This is a genomic window from Ectopseudomonas composti (assembly GCF_001567565.1).
GTDB lineage: Bacteria > Pseudomonadota > Gammaproteobacteria > Pseudomonadales > Pseudomonadaceae > Aquipseudomonas > Aquipseudomonas composti_A.
In genome coordinates, this window is sequence record NZ_LSSW01000031.1 from 201,588 (window position 1) to 221,403 (window position 19,816).

Consider the following 19,816-nt stretch of genomic DNA (forward strand, 5'->3'; position numbering starts at 1 on the left):
GGGCGCCCGTCGACCCGCTATGTGCCACCCAATCGTTCGCCCCATTGCAGGAGTGCCACATGATCAAGCCATTGCAGTTTATCGCCGCCAAATTACTGCGCGCGTTCGCCAAACGGATGAAGGCGAGTTTCGTTTATGCCAGTGCCGACTATCCGCTGCAGGCGCGCCAGACCCGTTATATCGACACGCCGCAGGGGCGCGCACGCGCGCTGTTTTATTGGCCATTGGCCGGATGCGATGAATTGCGACCGGTGTACCTGAACCTGCATGGCGGCGGCTTCGTGGCTGGCGTGCCGGAGCACGATGACAGCTACTGCCAGCGCCTGGCGCACAACCTGGGTTTCCTGGTGGTCAACCTCGACTACGTGCTGGCGCCCGAGCATCCTTTTCCGGCGGGGCTTAACCAGTGTTTCGCGGTGCTGGAATGGCTGGCGGACAACGCTACCGAGCTGGGCATCGACCCTTGGCGCATGGCCGTCGGCGGACACAGTGCCGGCGGCAACCTGAGCGCTGGCGTTGCTGCCCTGGCACGCAATCATCAGCGCCTGCGTGTAGTGCATCAGGTGATCGATTACGCCGCATTGGATCTGGCGGCGCCAGCCGAGAGCAAGACCTCGCCGCTGGCAAAGCCGCTGCTGCGGCCCGGGCTGATGAACTTCTTCATGAGCTGCTATTTCTCCGACCCGGTGCAGGCACTCGAGCCGCTGGCCTCGCCGGTGTTGGCCGAGATCGAGCAATTGCGAGGTCTACCGCCGGCGACGCTGATTACCGCCGAGTACGACGTACTGCGCGCGGAAGGCCAGGCCTATGCCGCGAAGCTGCGCCAGGCCGGTGTCGCCGTGCAGGAACGTATGTTTGTCGGCTGTGACCATATGTTCACCCACCTGGGCCCGGATGAGTCCGCCGAGCAGGCCTGGCAACTGATCGAGGACAGCTTGCGTAGCGCCTTCGCCGAGCCGCCGGCATGGCAAACAGCACATCTTCCGTAGCCCGGACGCAATCCGGGCATGGTCGACTCGCAAATCCCCGGATTGCATCCGGGCTACACGGCGCCGCAAGTAGGGCGCCGTGCCTTGTTGCCGCAGGCTGCAGTCCCTACAGATCCAGTACCAGGCAAGCACTGCGCGAACGTGAGCAGCAGGGGGTGAACTGGTCGTTGCGGGCTTTTTCCTCATCGCTGAGAAACAGATCACGGTGCTCCGGCTGGCCATCCACCACGCGAGTCAGGCAGGTGCCGCAGATACCCTGGCCGCACGATACCGGGATGTCGAAACCGGCGTCCTCCAACACCTCCAGCGCGCTACGATCTTCCGGCACCTGCAGTTCCAGGCCTGAGCTGGCGATGCGCAGGGTGAAGGCGCCACCGCCGCTTTCGGCTTCCGGCGCGGCGAAGTATTCGCGGTGCAGGCGTTCTTCCGCCCAACCCTGAGCGCGCGCGGTGTTCAGCACGTACTCCATGAAGCCGTTGGGGCCACACACATAAAGCTGGCTGCCGGGCGGCTCGGCGGCGAGCAGGGCGGGCAGGTCGAGCTTTTGCGCGGCGTCGCCATCGTCGCGGTGCAGGTGGGTGTGCGCGGCGAAGGGCGCGTTGCTCAGACGCTCGGCAAAGGCGGCGAGTTTGCCCGAGCGCACGCACTGGTGCAGCGCGAAGTCCGCGCTGAGCGCGTGCAGGCGCCAGGCCATGGCCAGCAGCGGCGTGATGCCGATGCCGCCGGCCAGCAGCAGGCTGCGCGGCGCCTGCTCGTCGAGGGCGAACAGGTTGCGCGGCGCGCTGATGCGCAGGCGCTGGCCGATGCGCAGCAACTCGTGCACGGCCTGCGAACCGCCGCGCGAGGCCGCGTCACGCAATACGGCGATGCGGTAGCGGTGGCGTTCGCGCGGGTCATTGCACAGCGAATACTGGCGGATCAACCCGTTGGGCAGGTGCAGGTCGATATGCGCACCGGCCTCGAACGGCGGAAGCGGCGCGCCATCGGCAGCCACCAGTTCCAGGCCGAGGATGCCCTCGGCCTCCAGACGCATGGCGCGGATGATGACTTCGATCATGATGCGCTCCGCGCCAGGATCTGCCCGTCGGCCTGGGCCTGTTCGGCTTTGACCAGTCGCTCGATGATGCGCCGCGCCTGCACGCCGCCGGCATCGATATTGAGCTTGAGCAGGTTGCGCTCCGGGTGGCGCAGCAGGTTGCGTTGCTGGCGTTCGAGCATTTCCAGGTCTTCGCTGAAAATCTTGCCCTGGCCCTCGCGGATGCGGTCGGTGAGCTCGTTGTCGTCGACCTTGAAGCGTCGCGCCATGCCCCAGAAATACCAGATCGAGGTGTCGTTCTCCGGGGTGATGAAGTCGACCACGATGCTGCTGGCCTTGTACTGATCGGGCGCTTCATAACCGCCATGCCCGGCAATCGCCACGCCGACCTCGATCAGCACATGGCTCGGCGGGGTGAAGCGGCAGATCTGCCAGCGATCCACCAACGCGTCCTCATCCAGGCCATTGGCGCGTAGCGCCGCACGCCAGAAGGGCGGCGCGGAGATGTTCTCCATGAAGCGGCTGGTAATCACCTCGCTGCCGTCGACGCGGGTATTGACCGGCGCTTCGTCGATCTCCTTCTGGCCGATGCTGCTGGCGTGCACGTAGGTCTCGTGGGTCAGATCCATCAGGTTGTCGACCATCAGCCGGTAGTCGCAGGCGATGTGATACAGGCCGCCGCCGTAGGCCCACTCGGGGCTTTCCGCCCACTCCAGATGCGGCAGTTGCGCCGGGTCGGCCAGTGTCTCGTCACCTGGCCAGACCCAGATGAAGCCATAGCGCTCAATCACCGCGAAGCGGCGGATGCAGGGGAAATGCTGCACGCGCTGGTTGGGCATGGCAGCGGTCTTGCCGTCGCAGCCCATGGCCAGGCCGTGGTAACCGCAGACCAGCAGGCCATCCTCAACGTAACCCAGCGACAGCGGTGCGCCACGGTGCGGGCAGAAGTCTTCCAGGGCCACGGCGCGGTTTTCCGGGCCACGGTAAAACACCATCGACTCGCCGCAGATGGTGCGGCCCAATGGCTTGCTATCGATCTCGTCCGGCGTGCAGGCAACGTACCAGGCATTCTTCGGGAACATGGCAACCTCCTCGAGGCTATTGTTGTTATTGGATCCAATAGTCTGCTTCTAAGGGGTAATTGACCAGCTCAATCCAGGTTTATGGATCCATTGATGGGCGTTAATCGCACGAAAAGCCGAATTGACCTGGCCATTGGCTGCCGTAGACTGGCGCCATTGGATCCAATCAAGGAGAAGTCATGAGCGGACCGGGACAACGGGTTCTGGCGTTGCTGCGGCAGATGATTGCCGAGGGCAGCCTGGCGGCGGGCGAGCGCATCGCCGAGATCCCCACGGCCGAGCGCCTGGGCGTATCGCGTATGCCGGTGCGCATGGCGTTTCGCGTGCTGGAGCAGGAAGGCTTGTTGATTCGCCATGGCGCGCGCGGCTACGCAGTGCGCCAACTCGGTGAAGAGGAACTGGCCGGCGCCGTGGAAGTGCGCGGCGTGCTCGAAGGCCTGGCTGCGCGCCAGGCCGCCGAACGCGGCGTGTCCGAAGCCGTGCGCGCAGTGCTGTTGGAATGCCTCGCACAGGGCGATCAGTTATTCGACAAGGGCTACCTGAGTGAAGAAGACCTGGCCAGCTACCACGACATCAATCTGCGCTTTCACCAGGCGCTGGTGGAGGCCAGCGGCAACCCGGCCATCGCCACGGCCCTGGCGCGCAACGACCACCTGCCGTTCGCCTCGGTCAGCGCCCTGGCCGTTGACCGAGCCCACCTGGATCGCGAATACCGCCGCTTCAACTTTGCCCACCTGCAACACCACGCCGCCGTCGACGCCGTACTTGCCGGCCAGGGCGCACGCGCCGAAGGCATCATGCGCGAGCACGCCAACGCGACCCTGCGCTACGCCCGCTTGTTCGGCGCGGAAGAGGGCGCGAGCAGTGGGCGGACGGTGATACAGCGGGGCGGTAAGAACCTGAGCGAATAGACTCTTTAATGCAGCGTGGGGGCTTTATCCTTGGCCGGATGGCATCACGATCAACCCGCTCACCCCAGCGGGCTGACGACACCGGCAAAGCCCTGGCCCAGCACATGCGTGTAGATCTGCGTCGTGCGTATATCAGCATGCCCCAGCAGCGTCTGCACGGTGCGGATATCACTGCCCCGGCGCAGCAGTTCGGTAGCAAAGCTGTGGCGAAAGGTATGGCAGCTTGCAGGCTTGTGCAGGTTTGACTGCCGGACGGCATGCCTGACCGCCTTCTGAATGGCACTGACATGCAGGTGGTGACGAACGATCTGCCCGTCCTCATCCGTGCAAAGCCCCGTTGAGGGAAATAACCACTGCCACTCGAATGAGCATCCGGCCTTTGGATACTTGCGACGTAACGCCAAGGGCAGGCTGACGGGGGCTTGATAGAAAATGTCTCGTTGCTTCCAGGCGCGAAACATTCGCTCTCTGCGTTCTAACAATGGTGTGATCAAGGGCGCCGGCAATAGTGTCGTGCGGTCCTTGGCGCCTTTGCCGTCATGGATGGTGATGACCTGCTTGTCGAAATCCACATCCTTGGTGCGTAACCGTGCGGCCTCCACCACACGCAAGCCAGCGCCGTACATCAGCGAAGCCAGTAATTGATGAGGTTGACCCAACCTGGCAATCAGTGCTGTGGCTTCCTCGTGTGTCAGCACGCAGGGAATACGCGCCGAGCGTTTGGCACGCACCACCTCGCCAACTTGCCCAAGGGGCTGCTGCAACACCTTGTCATACAGGAATACCAGCCCATTGAGCGCCAGATTCTGGGTAGCGGCAGCCACCTTGCGCTCAACGGCCAGCCAGGAGAGAAAAGCATTGACCTCGGTAGCGCCGAGCTCCAGCGGATGGCGCAGCTTATGGAAACGGATGAAATAGCGAATCCAGTACCAGTAGGATTGCTCGGTACGGATGCTGTAGTGATGCACGCGCATCACCGTCCGGAACTGCTCTTGCAGGCGAGGTTTGCTGGAGGTTTCCATGGCCGACTCCCTGGCTGTGTTTTTATACAGTGGTAATGGTAGAGCAAAAAGAGGAAGTCAAGCGAATACGTTGCCGGGGCAGTGGTGCAGCAGTAAGGTATTGATTTAATTAGATTTACTTTGTGGCGGGATTGACGATGGTGCGGAGTTAGATGGAAGGCTCTACTATCGGATTAGTACCGCCTTCCATCTAATCACTGTTAGGGGTACACATTGAAAACATTGGATAAATGGGCTGAGCGAATATACGCGGAAACTGATGTGGGCCGGAGCATAGCCACCTCTGTAGCCGGTGTTGTGGGCTTATCAGTTTATCTCCTGTCATCAGACTGGGTAATTGCTGTATTTTCGGCGGTTATCGCGTTTCCATTAGTTCGACTTGTCGCTACTGGACTTCATGCGCGCGCAGTGAGGCGAGCACAAGGTCAAATGGAGTTAGAAGAAGCAGAGCGAATCTATGACCGCTTGAGTGAACATGAGAAAACGGTAGTTCAGGCATTTGTCCAATCAGGTGGCTCGGTTCTCACTTGGGGGTAAGTAAATCAGCTAGGTCTGCCAGGTAATGGTATAGAGTCACTCATCCAACGAGAGGTAGCTTGGACCTCAATGACCGCGGACGGCATGCGAGAAACATTTGCTATAGATTCTGCTATATTTGATGTCGGCCAAAAGCATGCACCGAATGACAGAAAACTCTAACAAGCCAAGGCTGTCGGACGCTTCGCGCCGCAGCTTGCGACGTTATGCGCCTAACATAAAAAATCAGCCACATTTGCAAAATTTAAAAGGATAGAAATTGAGCAAGGTAATTCTAAAAGGCTTCATTGTTGTGCCCAAAGCAGAGCTAACTGCTGTTATCAATGAGCTAGACAATCATATTCGTTTCACGAGATTAGAAGATGGTTGTCTGATTTTTGAAGTCACGCAAAACGAAGAAAACCCATATCGATTCGATGTGTATGAAGAGTTTAGAGATCAAGCTGCTTTTGATAAGCATCAGCTAAGAGTTAAATCTTCTACGTGGGGTAAAGTTTCCGCTAATGTTGAACGTAATTATGAAGTTACGGTGAGTTGCGCATAACAAACGCCTCAAGAGGGACTGTCAACGCGCGGCGTTTCCAGTCCCATTGAGCCGCGGTGGTTGCAGTTGTTGTGTTTGAGTTTAGTGGTCATGCGTTGTCAGCCCCTTAGGCGGGCGTTAGGCGTCAAAAACACTGGAGAACGTGCATGCATTCAGGCACAGCTATTAATCTTAAGTACCTACATGATCACATTGAGGATTCGGTGCTTGTTTATAGCCCAAGTGAATGCGCCATCTATTTAATTGCCGACGAACAAGAGTACCCCAATTCATTTGTAAAATTGAGTTTTGAAGGCGCACGTTGCATTCGCAGTGCAAGAACAGATTGCAGCCCCGCTATCGGCATATACCCGAAGGAAGCTGGCACATGCTTCGTTGTAGAATTAACAGACTCACAATGGTCCGGCGAAGCACATAAACTTTATACATACTCTAACTCAGGGCTAGAACCGAGAGGCCGTCACTTCGTGGTAACTAACCACGATATATTTCACGAGGTTCTAGCGGACTCTTTCGAAGAAAGCATTATTACTCCCGGCAGCGAAGAACATGAAAGCGTTAAGTGCCGCTTTCCAAGTTGCTCTTGCGGCAGCGCCTAACAAGTGTATACGGACTCCCCCCACAAGTAGTGAGCGAAGCTTTTCTTTTGCACTTGTCGTCAGCGCGGTTGCATTCGTATATCCGGCCTGTTGAGGGCTTTTCTGCCCTGGCCATTCTGTAGTTCGCGCAGCGGGGGCCAAGCGTTCAATCGATCACGTGGATCATCATTGTTATCGGCCTTATTCCGCTGCAGGACTCGCCTGTTCCGACAGTGCTGCTATTCACCACAACCACAAGAAAATCATCACATCTTTACTGATCACTCCCGCCGTCAGGCGGACTTTGTGCTCTGCCAATTGCCATTGAAGCGCCGCTCATGGCACCACACCGCCCAGCAGATCCGCACCAGTTTGTTGGCCAGCGCCACAGCCGCTTTGTTGTGGCCAATACGGGCTGCCGTCTCGACGGCCCAGCGCTGTAACTGGGTCAATTTCTCTGGCGTGCGTGCCTGGCATCGCTGATGCCGCTAGCAAGGCCGCTCGCGAGCCATGGATAAATAGCGTGCGCACATAGATGTTGCCTTTGCAGCTGATCCGCCCAAGCCGTCGGCGTTCGCCACTGCTGTATTCGCTTGGGGTCATGCCCAGCCAGGCGCTCAGCTGGCGACCATTGGCAAAGCGCTCTGGCTTGCCGACTGCAGCTGTCAGCGCACTGGCCGTCAGCAGGCCAATACCGCTGACCTCATCCAGTTTGCGCACGATTTCATCGTCGGCATGCCAGCTTTTGAGTTGCTGTTCGCACTCGGCCATGCACTGCTCATACAGATTGATCTCGGCCAGGACGATATGCAGCAGTCGACTCAAGGGCGTGAGTTCAGGCTGGTCAACCAGCTCATTGGCTGCCCGGATGAAGGCGACGGTTGAGGTCGGCGCTTCGATACCGGCTTCACGCAGCATGCCGCGCAGCAGGTTGGTCCGCTGGGTGCGGCTTTTCTTCCAGGTTTCGCGCAGCCCGTGCAGTTGCTATAGCAACTGCTGCTCATGGCTCTTCACCGGCACCGGATAAATATCCCTGCAGCGCGCCGCTTCCAGCATGGCGTCACAGTCGTTGCAGTCGGTCTTGTTGCGCCGTCGATAGGGCCGGACATAGCGCGCATGAATCAGCCTCACTTGAGGACCGAGCGATTGCGCCAGCCGCCCCCAATAGTGCGCTGTGCCACAGGCTTCCATCACCCACTCGACCGACTCGGCCTGCTCCTGTATATATCGGCGAAACGCCTCTCGGTTCAGCCGCTTGCGCTGCACCACCTGGCCGGAACGGACACTCTCGGCAACTTGGTAAACGGACTTGGCCAGATCAACGGCAATGCGCTTCATAACGACTCTCCCGCTCAAAAATCCTCGACACCTTGGTATAGAACTGTGGGGTGGGGAGAGTCCATTACAGCCTTCAAACCGTTCGCTTCGCTCACTGGGACAGGCTATACAAACGTAAGCGAAACCACATAGAAACCATAGCGACAACGGAGGCCCGCGACTGAATTCCGCGGAAAGTGACATGAATACAAATATCACGCTGGCATCCGCAAGTAGCATCCTTCCATGCTGGAACGGGAAATATATTACTTCCTTTATTGCGGCTGTCGAGTCTGGGTTACAGGCTGAACGAAGGCGTCTAGGGGGAAATTCATATATTGTCGTAGCATCGCGCCACCAGTACGACTACGATGGACTGACTCACTATGTTGACCTAGTGGAGGCATTTCCGTCCCAAGAGCTGGCACTAGCTTTCGCACACCAGGCTTCGAAGACTGCGTTAGTGAAGGCACTGGATATGCCGACCTACGGAAGTTACAAGTGGCATCAGGTCGACGGATGGTCTGAGTATTTCAATAGGTGCAAACAGCCACAGGTTCATATCATTGGTAGCGAGCGCTTGCACTTGGAAAACGGCTCCGGCTTCGACTTGACCTACATCGAACACTTGATTTTACACATTCAAGCCTCAGAGCCATTGGGTAACGAATTGTTTGCGTATCTCGGAGATGAGTACGAAGTCATGAGATACCTTTCCATGCAAGGTGAGCCTCGCCCCACCGCTGGAGCGTAACATCAGATACATTACCCAGCGATATCTGTCACTTGCCAAACAGCATTAAAACCGCTCACTCCGCTCGCCGTAATGAGCTACATCCAGCCCTCCAACCAAACACCATGCAGCCATGACAATTTAGTATTCAGTTATACATGGAGTAAAAATCAAGATGAAAACCAAACGTTCACTTGGCCATAGAGCGCTCAATGCCCTCAGCGTAATCCTCCTTCTTTCATCCGTGATTTATATCCTGGTCGCAGGATTTCATTCTGTTGCCATGGCCGCTGTAGCGCTATCTGTTGCCGGCGTAGCAACACCTGTCATCCTCACTGACAGCGGTCCATTGGAGATATTGTCAGGCATTCTAGAAGCCATAGTCGATGGTGTCCTAGCGATAGTCGAAGGTATAACCAGTGTGATCTCTGGACTGTTTAGCTAAACGCATGACGTTTCACTCACCACCCAGTCAAAGGCTTCGCTTTTGCCCGGTCACTATTTTAATTGCCAAGCATATCGCAATCGGATCAACAACCAAAAGAAGACCATTATGGAAGAAGTCAATCTCGTCGTCATGATCGAAGTAATGCCAGGCAAACGAGACCTCCAAATTGAGGCATATAAAAATCTTAAACCGCTAGTCCTCGCGGAGCCTGGATGCCTGCAATACGAGTTATTTAGCGATGCAGCGGATGAAAACAAGTTCTTGCTCATCGAAAGATGGACATCGCAAGACGCACTAAACGCGCACGATCAAACAGAGCACATGATTGCCGCTGACACCCATAGCCCAACATTTCGTGCCAAGCCTGCCCAAGTCATAAAAATGACCACGGTAACCGCCTGACCATAGGTTCAGATCGCTCGCGGAAGCGGACTGAGGCCGCCTCCTTAATCAAATACCAGGTGCTTTAACTGTGCGAAAGCTATTGGAGTCCGACAGTCTCATTCAGGTAAACTTGATAGCCAGCTACCTGCAAAGCAATGGCATCACCACAAAGATATTAAATGAACACCAAGACGCTATCCGCTCGGTGATTTCCTTCAACAAACCGATACACCCCGAACTCTGGGTACATCCTGAACAATTTGAAACCGCAGCCAAATTAGTCGGACGCTACCAACATGAACAAGAATTAAATGATTCACTCAGCGAAAACGAGTGGCCTTGCAAAAAGTGCAAGGAATACAACCCTGAAAATTTCATGTCTTGCTGGAGCTGCGGGAACTCAAAGTGACCATATCCAACTTAAATCGGTAGAACCCCAATGCCCTTCCCACACGATGAACACCAGGCCCTTCTGAACGTTAAAGGCGTAGGCCCGACCGTCGTGCAACGACTCGAACAGATCGGCATCAACTCGCTTCAGGAGCTGGCCGAAGCCAGCGTCGGCGATATCGTCACGGCGGTAGCCGCTCAGCTGGGCTCGACCTGCTGGAAGAACAGCCCGCAGGCACGCGCCGCTATCCAGGCGGCTATCGACCTGGCTAAATCACGTCAGTAATCCCCCCTTTCACTGCCAAGGAACTCGGCATGCCTGCTCACGAGAAGATCAATTACGTCGAATATCCCACCCGCAACCTGCCGGCCACCAAAGCCTTCTTTCAGGCCGCTTTCGGCTGGCGATTCACGGACTATGGCCCCGACTACGCCGCCTTCGCCGACGAAGGCCTCGATGGCGGATTTTTCAGCGCCGAGATGTCCGCACGCAGCGACAACGGCAGCGCGCTGATCGTGTTCTACAGTGCACAGCTGGAAGGCACTCAGGCCAAGGTCGAGGCTGCTGGAGGGGAAATCATCAAACCGATCTTCGCCTTCCCCGGCGGGAGGCGCTTTCATTTCGTCGAACCGGGTGGCAACGAGTTCGCCGTATGGTCGGAACCGAACGGCCAATAGTCGCCCACACCTCTGAGTAGCGAACCGTCGTTCCTGCACAGGCGGGAACCCGGCTCCCTGCAGCCCTGCCCTCTCCGGCCCAAAATCGTTGTAGAGACAATCTGTAACGCTTGAAACCGTGCGCCGACGGACCATCGTTTGACCCGCCGCCAGTCCCCCTATTAACGTCCGCAGCCACGGAAGATCCCTGCACAAATCAAGGAGGTACAGGATGCGAATCATGGTGATCGGCGCTAGTCGAGGTCTTGGCCGCGCCTTGGTAGACGGCTTGGCGCAAGACCACGAATTGGTCGGAATTTCGCGTAGTCATCCAGCCGATCTGCCTAGGGGCATCCAGTGGATCGAAGCCGATATGAGCGACCCACTGCGGGCGGTAGAAGCCATCGAAGCCCAGACACCGCAACAGCTGGACGCGATCATCTACAACCTGGGTATCTGGGAAGCGCGCGCATTCGAGGATGACTACAGTTTTCTGCAGGACGAGGACGCACAGATTCTCGAGATGGTCAGCGTCAATATCGGCGCGACCTTGCTGCTGCTCAAACGCTTGCTACCGCGCCTGCTCGGCCGCGCCAAACCGCAATTGATCCTGACCGGTTCCACCTCGGCGCTGCCACAAAGCGGCCGTCCGGAAGTCACGTTCGGTGCCAGCAAATTCGCCCTCAAGGGCATTGCCGAGACCCTGCGCGAAGGTTTTCGCGATCAGCGTCTGGCCGTCACCTGCCTGCAACTGGGCTACCTCAATACCCAGGACGATCTGCAAACGCCGGTCGAGCGGGCCGCGCAGCATGGCCAGGGTCAGCTGATTCCACTGCACGATGTCGTCGCCCTGGTGCGCACACTGCTGAGTCTGTCCGATGCCAGCTACGTGCGTGAGCTGGTGCTGCCGGCCATTGCTGACGAGCGCTTCTGAACACAAGGAACCCCATGCCTGATCTTTGCGTGACACTGACAACAGATCGTCTCCTGCTGCGCCCTCTGCAAGCAGCGGATGCGCCAGTGCTGTTCGCGACCTTCTCCGATCCGCAGGTCATGCGCTACTGGAACACCCCGCCCTGGGACACCGAGGCCGTGGCGCTGGATTACATCCACGCAGAACGACACGCCATGCACGAGGGCGAGCGCCTGACCCTGGCTATCGTCATCAGGGAAAGCGCCGAGCTGATCGGCAAGTGTCTGCTATTCAACTACCAGCCGGAATCTCGTCGCGCGGAGATCGGCTTTGGCATTGCATCCTCTGCCTGGGGCAAGGGTTACGTTCAGGAGGCGGCCGGCGAGTTGCTGCGCCATGGATTCGAAACCCTGGGGCTCAACCGCGTCGAGGCCGAGATCGACCCGAACAATAGCGCCTCCGGGCGCGCATTGTAGCGTTTGGGGTTCAGCCAGGAAGGGTTGCTGCGCCAACGCTGGATCATCGACGGACAGGTATCGGATTCGGCACTATTCGGACTGCTGAGCGAAGACTGGCGCAAGCGCCACAATCAACGGCAAGTCGCGAACGACAGGGGCAAGCATGCAGAGAATCGACCATATCCGCCTGATGGCACGCTACAACAGCTGGATGAACGAACGGCTCTACGCGGCGGCGTGCACCCTGCCCGACGAAGCGCTGAGTGCCGAGCGTGGTGCGTTCTTCGGCTCGATCCTCGGTACGCTCAATCATCTGCTGGTGGCCGACCGTATCTGGCTGGGGCGCTACCGCGCACACCCGGCGAACTTCCGGGCATTGCAGACTCTCGCAGAGTTGCAGACACCGACGCGGCTGGATCAGCCGATGGCGGCGGACATACGTGAGCTGGCCACACTGCGAAAGCAGCTGGACAGTTGCATCGAGGCCCTGGCTGCCGAGATGGGCGAAGAACAGCTGGATCAGCCGCTGAGCTACCACAACACCAAGGGTGTCGCCGCGCAAAAGCACTTCTTCGCCCTGCTGACGCACCTGTTCAACCACCAGACGCATCACCGAGGACAGGCCACGACGCTGTTGGCTCAGGCCGGAGTGGATGTTGGCGTGACCGACCTGCTGGCGTTGATCCCTGACGAGCCTTGAGCGGTGATCAAGCGCCTATCGAGCTTCGCCCTTGTCCACGCTCACAGCCCAGCCAGTTTCAGCCAGTGCGCGTAGAAACCCTCGGCGACCCGATTCAGCGCACTGACCTTTCCGCTCAGGTCGTCGCGCATCTCGGCAATGCTCTGCTGGCTGGGCTGGCTGGCATCGAGCAGATGGGCCCAGTCGCCGAGCCAGTGCTCGACCAGCGCCTGGGTCATTTCCGGATGCCCTTGCAGTGCCAGGACCTTGTCACCCCAGGCAAAGCCCTGATTGTCACACCAGCGACTGCTCAGCAAAGGCTGGGCGCCGTCAGGTAGCGCGAAGGTGTCGCCATGCCACTGAAAAATGCTGAATTCTTCAGGCAAGTGCGCCAGCCAGGGGCTATCGGCCGCTTCTGAGCGCCGCTGCATAATCTGCCACCCCGCTTCGGTGTAGGGCATACGGCGGATGCTCGCGCCCAGCGCCTTGGCCAGCAGTTGGCCGCCCAGGCAGTGACCGATAAGCGGAATGTCGCGCGCGATGAAGCGCTGCAGCGCCGCCACTTCGTCGGCGATCCAGGGCAGCGGGTCGTTGACGCTCATCGGCCCGCCCATCACGGCAACCGCCTTGGGCCGCTCCAGGTCGTAGCCGCGCAATTGGCCCAGATCGACGCGCAACACGTCGAAACTGCAGCCACGCGCCTGCAGCACCTGCGCCAGGTGGGCGGGTGGGCAATAATCGATATGGGTCAGGATCAGAACATCGGCCATGAGTACCTCCGCCGCGCAGTCTGCGCGAGAAGGCGTGGCAAGTCGAGGTGGGCTGGGAGTTGAAGCCATCGGCCGGGTGGCCGGCCGATGGTCTGCTGACGGATGCCGCGGCAATCCCTAACGCATGGCTGACGCTTTCACCTCCTGCGTGACGCCCCAGCCATCCATCTTGCCGCCCAGCGGGACGACGATGGACTCCAGGTCGTGTTCGAACTCGCCGATACCGGCATGGGTGGCGTACATCACTTTGCTGATCTGCAGGTGCCAGATGCCGTCCTCGCGGGCAGATATCTGGGCATTGAGCGACTCGCCGCGAAAGTTTCTGGCCGCCATTCTGGCCCGTTCTTCGTCGGGAAAGATGGCGTAGAACTCGATCGGGTGAAACTGGGCGAAGTCGAATCCCCCTTCTTTCATCCGACGCAGCACCGAAGTGCTGGAGTCTTCGTGGAAGGCTGTGCTCATAAACGACCCCCTCTCAGGCTATGGATGGATTAACCGCTTTCCCAATGCGACCGTCTTGTGGACGGTGTCGCGCCCCCTGTTGGCGCCGCCCCGAGAATCGAGCAGGTGCTCGATGTGTCTACTGCAAGCGTATCGACGACTGCCCGGCAGAACACCGGACTGAAGACCGTCTTCTCAAGAGTAGCCCGTAAATACGCGATTGGCTTCGTTCAGAAAGCCTTTGTGACAAAGCCGACGACCAGCGGCAACTGGCCATCCCGGGCACCTCGCCTGCACTCATGGGCGACTGAACCAGCCCATCAGCAACCTGTTGATCCACCCCGGCGTGACCTGCCCAAGGTTGAACTGCAGCCCCACCGGGCGATGCACGATGCTGGCGTGGGCCTGCTTCCAGGCTGATTCGGCGATCTGCTCGGCCTGCAGACACATGTCCAGGCGACGCATCACCGGTGGACGCTGCGCCTGACTGCGCAGCATCGGTGTGTCGACGAATGGCGGCATCAGCTCCCCCACGCGGTTGCCGTGCTCACGCCACTCCAGCTCCAGTGCTTCGTCAGGCCACGTACAGCGAACTTGCTGGCCGAGTAGCTCGCAGCCGTAGAGCCCCGAGGCGGGGCCCATGTTGAACGCCAGCGCCTCTGGCGTGGCCTGGCCGCGTGGCAAAGGTTGAACACGCCGAATCGATGTGGGCCTCATGCATGGTTCTAGCCCTTTCGCCCAGGCCGAAGCTACGAACGCGCCGGGATTTGAAAGTCATCTTCACGCTGACAAGCCGCAAGCGCCGAGCTAGGGTGCCAGCCATGAACATCATCACGCTGCTTCTGCCCTACCAACCGCCCTGGGACTGGCAACAGTTCCACAGCCATTTCGCCCTGCGCGCGATTCCCGGTCTGGAGTCGCTGAGCGCGGATAGCTACAGCCGCGGTTTCAGCATCGATGGCGCACCGGGCTGGTTCAGGGTCGCTCCGCTGCCGGGGCAGAACGCGCTGGAGTTGCGCTGTCGCCTGGCCTCGCCTGCCCATCTCGATCCACTCGAACGACGCGTGCGGCGCATGTTCGACCTCGACAGCGAACCCGAGGCGATTGCCCTGCATCTGGGCACTGATGAGCTGCTCGCACCATTGCTGCGGCGCAATCCGGGCCTGCGCCTGCCAGTGGCATTCGACCCGTTCGAGCAGGCAGTACGCGCTATCGTCGGCCAGCAGGTCACGGTCAAAGCCGCGGTCACCATAGTCGGGCGCCTGGTACAGCGCGTCGGCACGCCAATCGAGACGCCGGAAACGCTGGGCATCAGCCATCTGTTCCCCTCGCCGCAAGCACTTGCCGAGGCTGATCTGACCGGCATCGGCATGCCCGGCAAGCGTGTGCAGTGCCTGCAGCATTTCGCCGCGCGCATCGCCGATGGCAGCCTGAAGCTGGATATGGAAAAGGGCAGCGCGGCGCTGATCGAACGACTCTGCACCCTGCCCGGCATCGGCCCGTGGACGGCGGAGTATATTGCCCTGCGTGCATTCGGAGAGGCCGACGCCTTTCCCGCCAGCGATCTGGGGCTGCTCAAGGCGCCCGTCTGGGGAGCTGAAGGGATCGATGCGCGTCGCCTGAAACAACGTGCCGAAGCCTGGCGCCCCTGGCGCGCCTATGCGGCGGCGCACCTCTGGCATAACTATTCGGGAGGCTGAGCCATGCACTACCGTTACCACGACAGCCCCGTCGGCCCGCTGTTTCTCGCGGCCGATGAAAGCGGCCTGCAACTGCTGCTGATGGAGCTGGACAGCCGGCCCTGGCGCATCGAAGAGCATTGGCAGCCCGCTGGCCGTGAGCTGGACGCCGTGTGCAGCCAGCTGGACGAATATTTCGCCAGCAAGCGCCGTCAGTTCGAACTGCGCCTGGCGCCGAAGGGCACGGCCTTTCAGCAGGCAGTTTGGCAGGCGCTGCTGGCGATCCCCTACGGCCGCACCTGCAGCTACTCCGAGTTGGCCAGTGTCCTCGACAGGCCACAGGCGGTGCGTGCGGTGGGAACGGCCAATGGCGCCAATCCGATTTCCATCATCGTGCCCTGTCATCGCGTGATCGGCCGTGACGGCAGCCTCACCGGTTATGCCGGTGGCCTGCCGCGCAAACAGCAATTGCTGGAGTTGGAGGGTGTGTTGCAGCCGGCGCAGGCGCAACTGGCTCTGTAACCTAGGGCGCGGGTATGCGCGCCAGAGGCTCGGTACGCGGGCGCAGTGGCAGCGCCAGAATCAGCCCTTCGCCCGAGGCAGGAAAGATGCCGGTCAGCGCGGTGATGTTGACCTGATGGGAAACCAGCAGCAACGGCGCACCAAGCGGCAGCTCGTTGATCATGCGAACCAGCTCGGCGGTCTGCTCGGCACCGTCCTCGGGCTGGCCAAAGAATGAATCCAGCGCGGCGAACGGCTGCACCGGGCCGCGCAGCATGCCGCGCGCAGTGTCCAGTGCGCGGCACCAGCGACTGCTGAGAAGGCGCGGCTGCTCGATCCCCTGACGCGCGAGCAACTCGCCCCAGCGCCGGGCCTCGGCACGCCCTTGATCGTTGAGATTGCGCTGGGTTTCGCAGCGTTCCAGGCGAAAATTCGCCGGGTCGCCCGTACCCGGCGCCGTTGCGTGGCGCATGAGCATCAACGCGCGGCCCTCGCGCAGTGCCTGCCAGGCATCGGCGTTATCTGCTGCCACACTGAACAGTGGCAGCAGCGCCAAGGCCAGCAGCCACAGCCGGCTCATATCCTGACGTTGCCGCGCGGCCCCATCAGCGCCCAGATGATCAGACCGATCACCGGCAGCAGCACGATCAGCAGAATCCACAGAATCTTGATCCCGGTCTCGGCGCTGCTCTTGATCACGTTGAGGATGGCCCAGATATCCAGGGCAAGGATGACCAGGCCGATCAGGCCATTGAACATGGAACCCATGACGACACTCCTGTCTGAAAGGTTGCCTGCATAGGATAGCTGGCGACTGGCGTCGGTTCCCTCAATCACCGAGCCGGGCAAAACGGCTGGCGATATCGTCATCGGTACGCACGGGTGCATCCTCGCTGGCACTCAGGCGCACTACCAGTGCATGCGGTTCCTCACCCAGGTCGAACCAGTGGCGGGTGCCGGCTGGCAGCGACAGCAGATCGCCCCTCTCGCCCTGCAGCATGTACACGTGGCCATCGAGGTGTAGGCTGAGCTGGGCAAAGCCACCGAGGAACAACCAGGCACTGGCCGTCGACTGCGCCTGCTCGTCCAGATGACGCGCACGCAGCTCCAGCTTCTGCGGATCATTGCGCTGCAGGTTGAACAGCTCCTGCTGCACGTGACCTTCCTTGCTCATGAATGCCTGCAGCCACAGGCCGTAGGCCGCATCCAATTCGGCCTGCTCGCAGCCAGGGCGCAAGGCAGCCGGCAGTTCCACCTGACGATAGTCGATGCCCGCCGCCGCCAGCGTGCTGGCGATGTCGTCGGCGTAGTTCAGTACCTTGTTCGGCAGTTCCGGTGCGGTATCCAGGTAGACGGCGAGGCTGCTCATGACGGGTTCACTCGATTCAGGGCTGCTCGGGCGGCAGACGGGTGGCAATGATGAAGGCGGCCAGCAAGGCTACCAGACTGGCGATGGCGAAAGTCCAGGCCGGGCCCAGGCTCTTCCAGCTGTAACCGGCATACAACGCGCCCAACGCGCCGCCGATCCCGGCCAGACTGACATACAGCGCCTGGGCCTGGCCCTGTTGGCGATCAGCGAAACTGCGCTGTACGAAGTGAATGCACGCGGCGTGGAATGCGCCAAAGGTGGCGGCGTGCATGCACTGCGCCAGAAGCAGCAGCGGCAGGTACTGGGCCAGGTTGCCCAGCAACAGCCAGCGCACGGCGGTGATCAGGAAGCTGGCCAGCAACACTGCACGCAGCGAGTAACGCTGCAGCAGGCGCGCCATGACCAGGAACAGCAGGATCTCTGCCACCACCCCCAGCGCCCAGAACAAGCCGATGGCGCCACGGCTGTAGCCAACACCTTCCAGGTGCAGAGTCAGAAAGGTGTAGTACGGGCCGTTGCTCAACTGCATCAGCCCAACGCAAACATAGAACGCGAGGATGCCGGGGCGGCGCAATTGGCGCACAAAGCCCTCCGACTCCAGCGTATTCGCACGCAGCAAAGGCTGCGCATTGGGCACCCAGAGACTGCTGGCGACGATGCCGGCCATGATCACCAGCAACGCCGCCGGGTAGGCGTCCAGACTCAGCCACTCGAACAACAGGCCGAGGCCGACCACGGCGACGATGAAGCCGATGCTGCCCCACAGGCGAATCTGGCTGTAACGCGCCGCCTGCTCGCGCAGATGGGCCAGGGTGATGACCTCAAACTGCGGCAGCACCGCATGCCAGAAGAAGGCGTGCGTGGCCATGATCAACGCCAGCCAGGCGTAGCTCTGCCCGAGAAAGATGCCGGCGAAGCAAACCAGGGTGCACAGCGCGCCGAAACGCACGATCAACAAGCGCTGGCCGGTGTGATCCCCCAGCCAGCCCCACAGGTTCGGTGCCAGGCAGCGCATCAACATGGGAATGGCGATCAGCTCGCCAATGCGTGCAGGGGAAAAGCCCAGGTGATCGAAGTACAGCGCCAGGAACGGCGCCGTACCCCCGAGCAGGGCGAAGTAGAAGAAGTAGAAGCCGGACAGCCGCCAGTACGGCAAGGCCGCGCGCGCCCAGATCACAGTTGCGGCAGTACCGGCGTGGTGACGCGCACGTCGGCGTTCTGCGCGCGGTGACGCAGCAGGTGATCCATCAGCACGATGGCCATCATCGCCTCGGCGATGGGCGTGGCGCGGATGCCGACGCAGGGGTCGTGACGGCCCTTGGTGATGAGGTCCACCGGGTTGCCGTCGACGTCGATGGAACGCCCCGGCGTGGTGATGCTCGAGGTCGGCTTCAGCGCCAGGTGGGCAACGATCGGCTGACCACTGGAGATACCACCGAGGATGCCGCCGGCATTGTTGGAGAGGAAACCTTCCGGGGTCAGCTCGTCGCGGTGTTCGGTGCCGCGCTGGGCAACGCAGGCGAAGCCGGCGCCGATCTCCACGCCCTTGACCGCGTTGATGCTCATCAAGGCATGGGCCAGCTCGGCGTCGAGGCGATCGAAGATTGGCTCGCCGAGCCCCGGCATGACGCCTTCGGCAACCACGGTGATCTTCGCGCCCACCGAATCCTGGTCGCGACGCAGCTGGTCCATGTAGGCCTCCAGCTCCGGCACCTTGTCCGGGTCGGGACTGAAGAAGGCGTTGTCCTCAACGCTGTCCCAGGTCTTGAACGGGATCTCGATGGGGCCGAGCTGACTCATGTAGCCACGGATGACGATGCCCTGGCTGGCCAGGAACTTCTTGGCGATGGCGCCGGCCGCGACGCGCATGGCGGTCTCGCGCGCCGAGCTGCGGCCGCCGCCACGGTAATCGCGCAGGCCGTACTTGTGGTGGTAGCTGTAGTCGGCGTGGGCCGGGCGGAACAGATCCTTGATCGCCGAGTAGTCCTTGGACTTCTGGTCGGTGTTGCGGATCAGCAGGCCGATGGAGCAGCCGGTGGTCTTGCCCTCGAACACCCCGGAGAGGATTTCCACCTCGTCGGCTTCCTGGCGCTGCGTGGTGTGGCGGCTGGTGCCCGGCTTGCGACGGTCGAGGTCGCGCTGCAGGTCTTCCAGGACAATCTCGATACCCGGCGGGCACCCGTCGACGATGGCGACCAGCGCCGGGCCATGGCTTTCGCCTGCGGTGGTGACGGTGAACAGCTTGCCGTAGGTATTGCCGGACATGGGAAGACGCTCCGCGAAATTCAGCTCAGGCCCGGCGCTGCGCAGGCCCGATTCACAAGGTGGGCGAGTATACCTGCCACCTTCTTGCAGTTCACCCCGAACCTTGGTGCTCG

General features: G+C 60.4%; 24 protein-coding genes and 2 pseudogenes. 14 read left to right on the forward strand and 12 right to left on the reverse strand.

What is annotated here, in order from left to right; all coding sequences use genetic code 11:
• Positions 1-59: 59 nt before the first annotated feature.
• Positions 60-989 (forward strand): alpha/beta hydrolase, encoded by a 930-nt coding sequence (locus PCLY_RS22450; protein WP_061242454.1) that lies wholly within the window; start codon positions 60-62, stop codon positions 987-989.
• 106 nt (positions 990-1,095) lie between these two features.
• Here PCLY_RS22450 and PCLY_RS22455 read toward each other — a convergent pair whose 3' ends face one another.
• Positions 1,096-2,046: a PDR/VanB family oxidoreductase gene (locus tag PCLY_RS22455; protein WP_061242456.1), complete on the reverse strand. Its 951-nt coding sequence runs from the start codon at positions 2,044-2,046 to the stop codon at positions 1,096-1,098.
• The gene (locus tag PCLY_RS22460) at positions 2,043-3,107 is read right to left on the reverse strand and encodes an aromatic ring-hydroxylating oxygenase subunit alpha (RefSeq protein WP_061242458.1); all 1,065 of its coding nucleotides are present in this window, start codon (positions 3,105-3,107) and stop codon (positions 2,043-2,045) included. Before PCLY_RS22460 ends, PCLY_RS22455 begins: the two co-directional genes overlap by 4 nt.
• Positions 3,108-3,286: 179 nt before the next feature.
• Between PCLY_RS22460 and PCLY_RS22465 the strand changes: the two genes are divergently transcribed.
• The gene (locus tag PCLY_RS22465; protein WP_061242460.1) at positions 3,287-4,018 is read left to right on the forward strand and encodes a GntR family transcriptional regulator; all 732 of its coding nucleotides are present in this window, start codon (positions 3,287-3,289) and stop codon (positions 4,016-4,018) included.
• A gap of 59 nt (positions 4,019-4,077) precedes the next feature.
• On the opposite strand, the gene PCLY_RS22470 is transcribed toward PCLY_RS22465, so the two are convergent.
• Complete coding sequence (locus PCLY_RS22470; RefSeq protein WP_061242462.1) at positions 4,078-5,040, reverse strand: integron integrase; 963 nt, start codon at positions 5,038-5,040, stop codon at positions 4,078-4,080.
• Positions 5,041-5,836: 796 nt separating this feature from the next.
• On the opposite strand from PCLY_RS22470, the gene PCLY_RS24670 reads away from it, so the two are divergent.
• Positions 5,837-6,121, forward strand: coding sequence for a putative quinol monooxygenase (locus PCLY_RS24670; protein ID WP_000048762.1), 285 nt, complete (start codon positions 5,837-5,839; stop codon positions 6,119-6,121).
• An 871-nt stretch (positions 6,122-6,992) separates the two neighbouring features.
• Here PCLY_RS24670 and PCLY_RS22475 read toward each other — a convergent pair.
• Positions 6,993-8,037 (reverse strand): annotated as a pseudogene (locus tag PCLY_RS22475) (IS110 family RNA-guided transposase).
• Between the two features lie 181 nt (positions 8,038-8,218).
• Here PCLY_RS22475 and PCLY_RS22480 point away from each other — a divergent pair.
• The 9 genes from PCLY_RS22480 to PCLY_RS22510 all read left to right on the forward strand — a co-directional run bounded on the left by PCLY_RS22480 (position 8,219) and on the right by PCLY_RS22510 (position 12,699).
• Positions 8,219-8,770 carry a hypothetical protein gene (locus PCLY_RS22480; RefSeq protein ID WP_061242464.1) on the forward strand — a complete coding sequence of 184 codons (552 nt, stop codon included), beginning with the start codon at positions 8,219-8,221 and terminating at the stop codon, positions 8,768-8,770.
• A 154-nt stretch (positions 8,771-8,924) separates the two neighbouring features.
• Complete coding sequence (locus PCLY_RS24680; protein WP_231740202.1) at positions 8,925-9,194, forward strand: hypothetical protein; 270 nt, start codon at positions 8,925-8,927, stop codon at positions 9,192-9,194.
• Positions 9,195-9,302: 108 nt separating this feature from the next.
• A complete protein-coding gene (locus PCLY_RS22485; protein ID WP_061242466.1) occupies positions 9,303-9,599 on the forward strand; it encodes a putative quinol monooxygenase in 297 nt (98 codons plus the stop codon).
• 70 nt (positions 9,600-9,669) lie between these two features.
• Positions 9,670-9,990 (forward strand): putative signal transducing protein, encoded by a 321-nt coding sequence (locus PCLY_RS25445; RefSeq protein WP_197432227.1) that lies wholly within the window; start codon positions 9,670-9,672, stop codon positions 9,988-9,990.
• Positions 9,991-10,020: 30 nt separating this feature from the next.
• A complete protein-coding gene (locus PCLY_RS22490) occupies positions 10,021-10,257 on the forward strand; it encodes a helix-hairpin-helix domain-containing protein (protein ID WP_061242468.1) in 237 nt (78 codons plus the stop codon).
• Between the two features lie 29 nt (positions 10,258-10,286).
• Positions 10,287-10,649, forward strand: a complete 363-nt coding sequence (locus PCLY_RS22495) for a VOC family protein (protein ID WP_061242470.1) — start codon at positions 10,287-10,289, stop codon at positions 10,647-10,649.
• 211 nt (positions 10,650-10,860) lie between these two features.
• Positions 10,861-11,562 (forward strand): SDR family NAD(P)-dependent oxidoreductase, encoded by a 702-nt coding sequence (locus PCLY_RS22500; RefSeq protein WP_061242472.1) that lies wholly within the window; start codon positions 10,861-10,863, stop codon positions 11,560-11,562.
• A gap of 14 nt (positions 11,563-11,576) precedes the next feature.
• Positions 11,577-12,017 (forward strand): GNAT family N-acetyltransferase, encoded by a 441-nt coding sequence (locus PCLY_RS22505; RefSeq protein WP_231740203.1) that lies wholly within the window; start codon positions 11,577-11,579, stop codon positions 12,015-12,017.
• A 145-nt stretch (positions 12,018-12,162) separates the two neighbouring features.
• Positions 12,163-12,699 carry a DinB family protein gene (locus PCLY_RS22510; protein WP_061242474.1) on the forward strand — a complete coding sequence of 179 codons (537 nt, stop codon included), beginning with the start codon at positions 12,163-12,165 and terminating at the stop codon, positions 12,697-12,699.
• A gap of 41 nt (positions 12,700-12,740) precedes the next feature.
• Here PCLY_RS22510 and PCLY_RS22515 read toward each other — a convergent pair whose 3' ends face one another.
• From PCLY_RS22515 to PCLY_RS22525, 3 genes and pseudogenes are all read right to left on the reverse strand, one after another.
• The gene (locus PCLY_RS22515; RefSeq protein ID WP_061242475.1) at positions 12,741-13,448 is read right to left on the reverse strand and encodes a type 1 glutamine amidotransferase; all 708 of its coding nucleotides are present in this window, start codon (positions 13,446-13,448) and stop codon (positions 12,741-12,743) included.
• A gap of 117 nt (positions 13,449-13,565) precedes the next feature.
• Positions 13,566-13,910 (reverse strand): ribonuclease E inhibitor RraB, encoded by a 345-nt coding sequence (locus PCLY_RS22520; RefSeq protein ID WP_061242478.1) that lies wholly within the window; start codon positions 13,908-13,910, stop codon positions 13,566-13,568.
• Positions 13,911-14,186: 276 nt separating this feature from the next.
• Positions 14,187-14,587, reverse strand: a pseudogene (locus tag PCLY_RS22525) (SDR family NAD(P)-dependent oxidoreductase); the annotation flags it as partial.
• Positions 14,588-14,710: 123 nt separating this feature from the next.
• On the opposite strand from PCLY_RS22525, the gene PCLY_RS22530 reads away from it, so the two are divergent.
• Positions 14,711-15,589, forward strand: coding sequence for a DNA-3-methyladenine glycosylase family protein (locus tag PCLY_RS22530; RefSeq protein ID WP_061242480.1), 879 nt, complete (start codon positions 14,711-14,713; stop codon positions 15,587-15,589).
• Positions 15,590-15,592: 3 nt separating this feature from the next.
• Positions 15,593-16,090 (forward strand): methylated-DNA--[protein]-cysteine S-methyltransferase, encoded by a 498-nt coding sequence (locus tag PCLY_RS22535; protein WP_061242482.1) that lies wholly within the window; start codon positions 15,593-15,595, stop codon positions 16,088-16,090.
• 1 nt (position 16,091) lies between these two features.
• Here PCLY_RS22535 and PCLY_RS22540 read toward each other — a convergent pair whose 3' ends face one another.
• The 5 genes from PCLY_RS22540 to aroC form a co-directional block, all read right to left on the reverse strand.
• Positions 16,092-16,649, reverse strand: a complete 558-nt coding sequence (locus PCLY_RS22540) for a histidine phosphatase family protein (protein ID WP_061242484.1) — start codon at positions 16,647-16,649, stop codon at positions 16,092-16,094.
• Positions 16,646-16,837: a PLDc N-terminal domain-containing protein gene (locus PCLY_RS22545; RefSeq protein WP_061242486.1), complete on the reverse strand. Its 192-nt coding sequence runs from the start codon at positions 16,835-16,837 to the stop codon at positions 16,646-16,648. The genes PCLY_RS22540 and PCLY_RS22545 overlap by 4 nt, the downstream gene beginning before the upstream one ends.
• 61 nt (positions 16,838-16,898) lie before the next feature.
• Positions 16,899-17,438, reverse strand: coding sequence for an acireductone dioxygenase (locus PCLY_RS22550; RefSeq protein WP_061242488.1), 540 nt, complete (start codon positions 17,436-17,438; stop codon positions 16,899-16,901).
• A gap of 16 nt (positions 17,439-17,454) precedes the next feature.
• A complete protein-coding gene (locus PCLY_RS22555; RefSeq protein ID WP_061242490.1) occupies positions 17,455-18,615 on the reverse strand; it encodes an MFS transporter in 1,161 nt (386 codons plus the stop codon).
• Positions 18,612-19,703, reverse strand: coding sequence for a chorismate synthase (aroC, locus tag PCLY_RS22560; protein ID WP_061242492.1), 1,092 nt, complete (start codon positions 19,701-19,703; stop codon positions 18,612-18,614). The genes PCLY_RS22555 and aroC overlap by 4 nt, the downstream gene beginning before the upstream one ends.
• Positions 19,704-19,816: the final 113 nt, after the last annotated feature.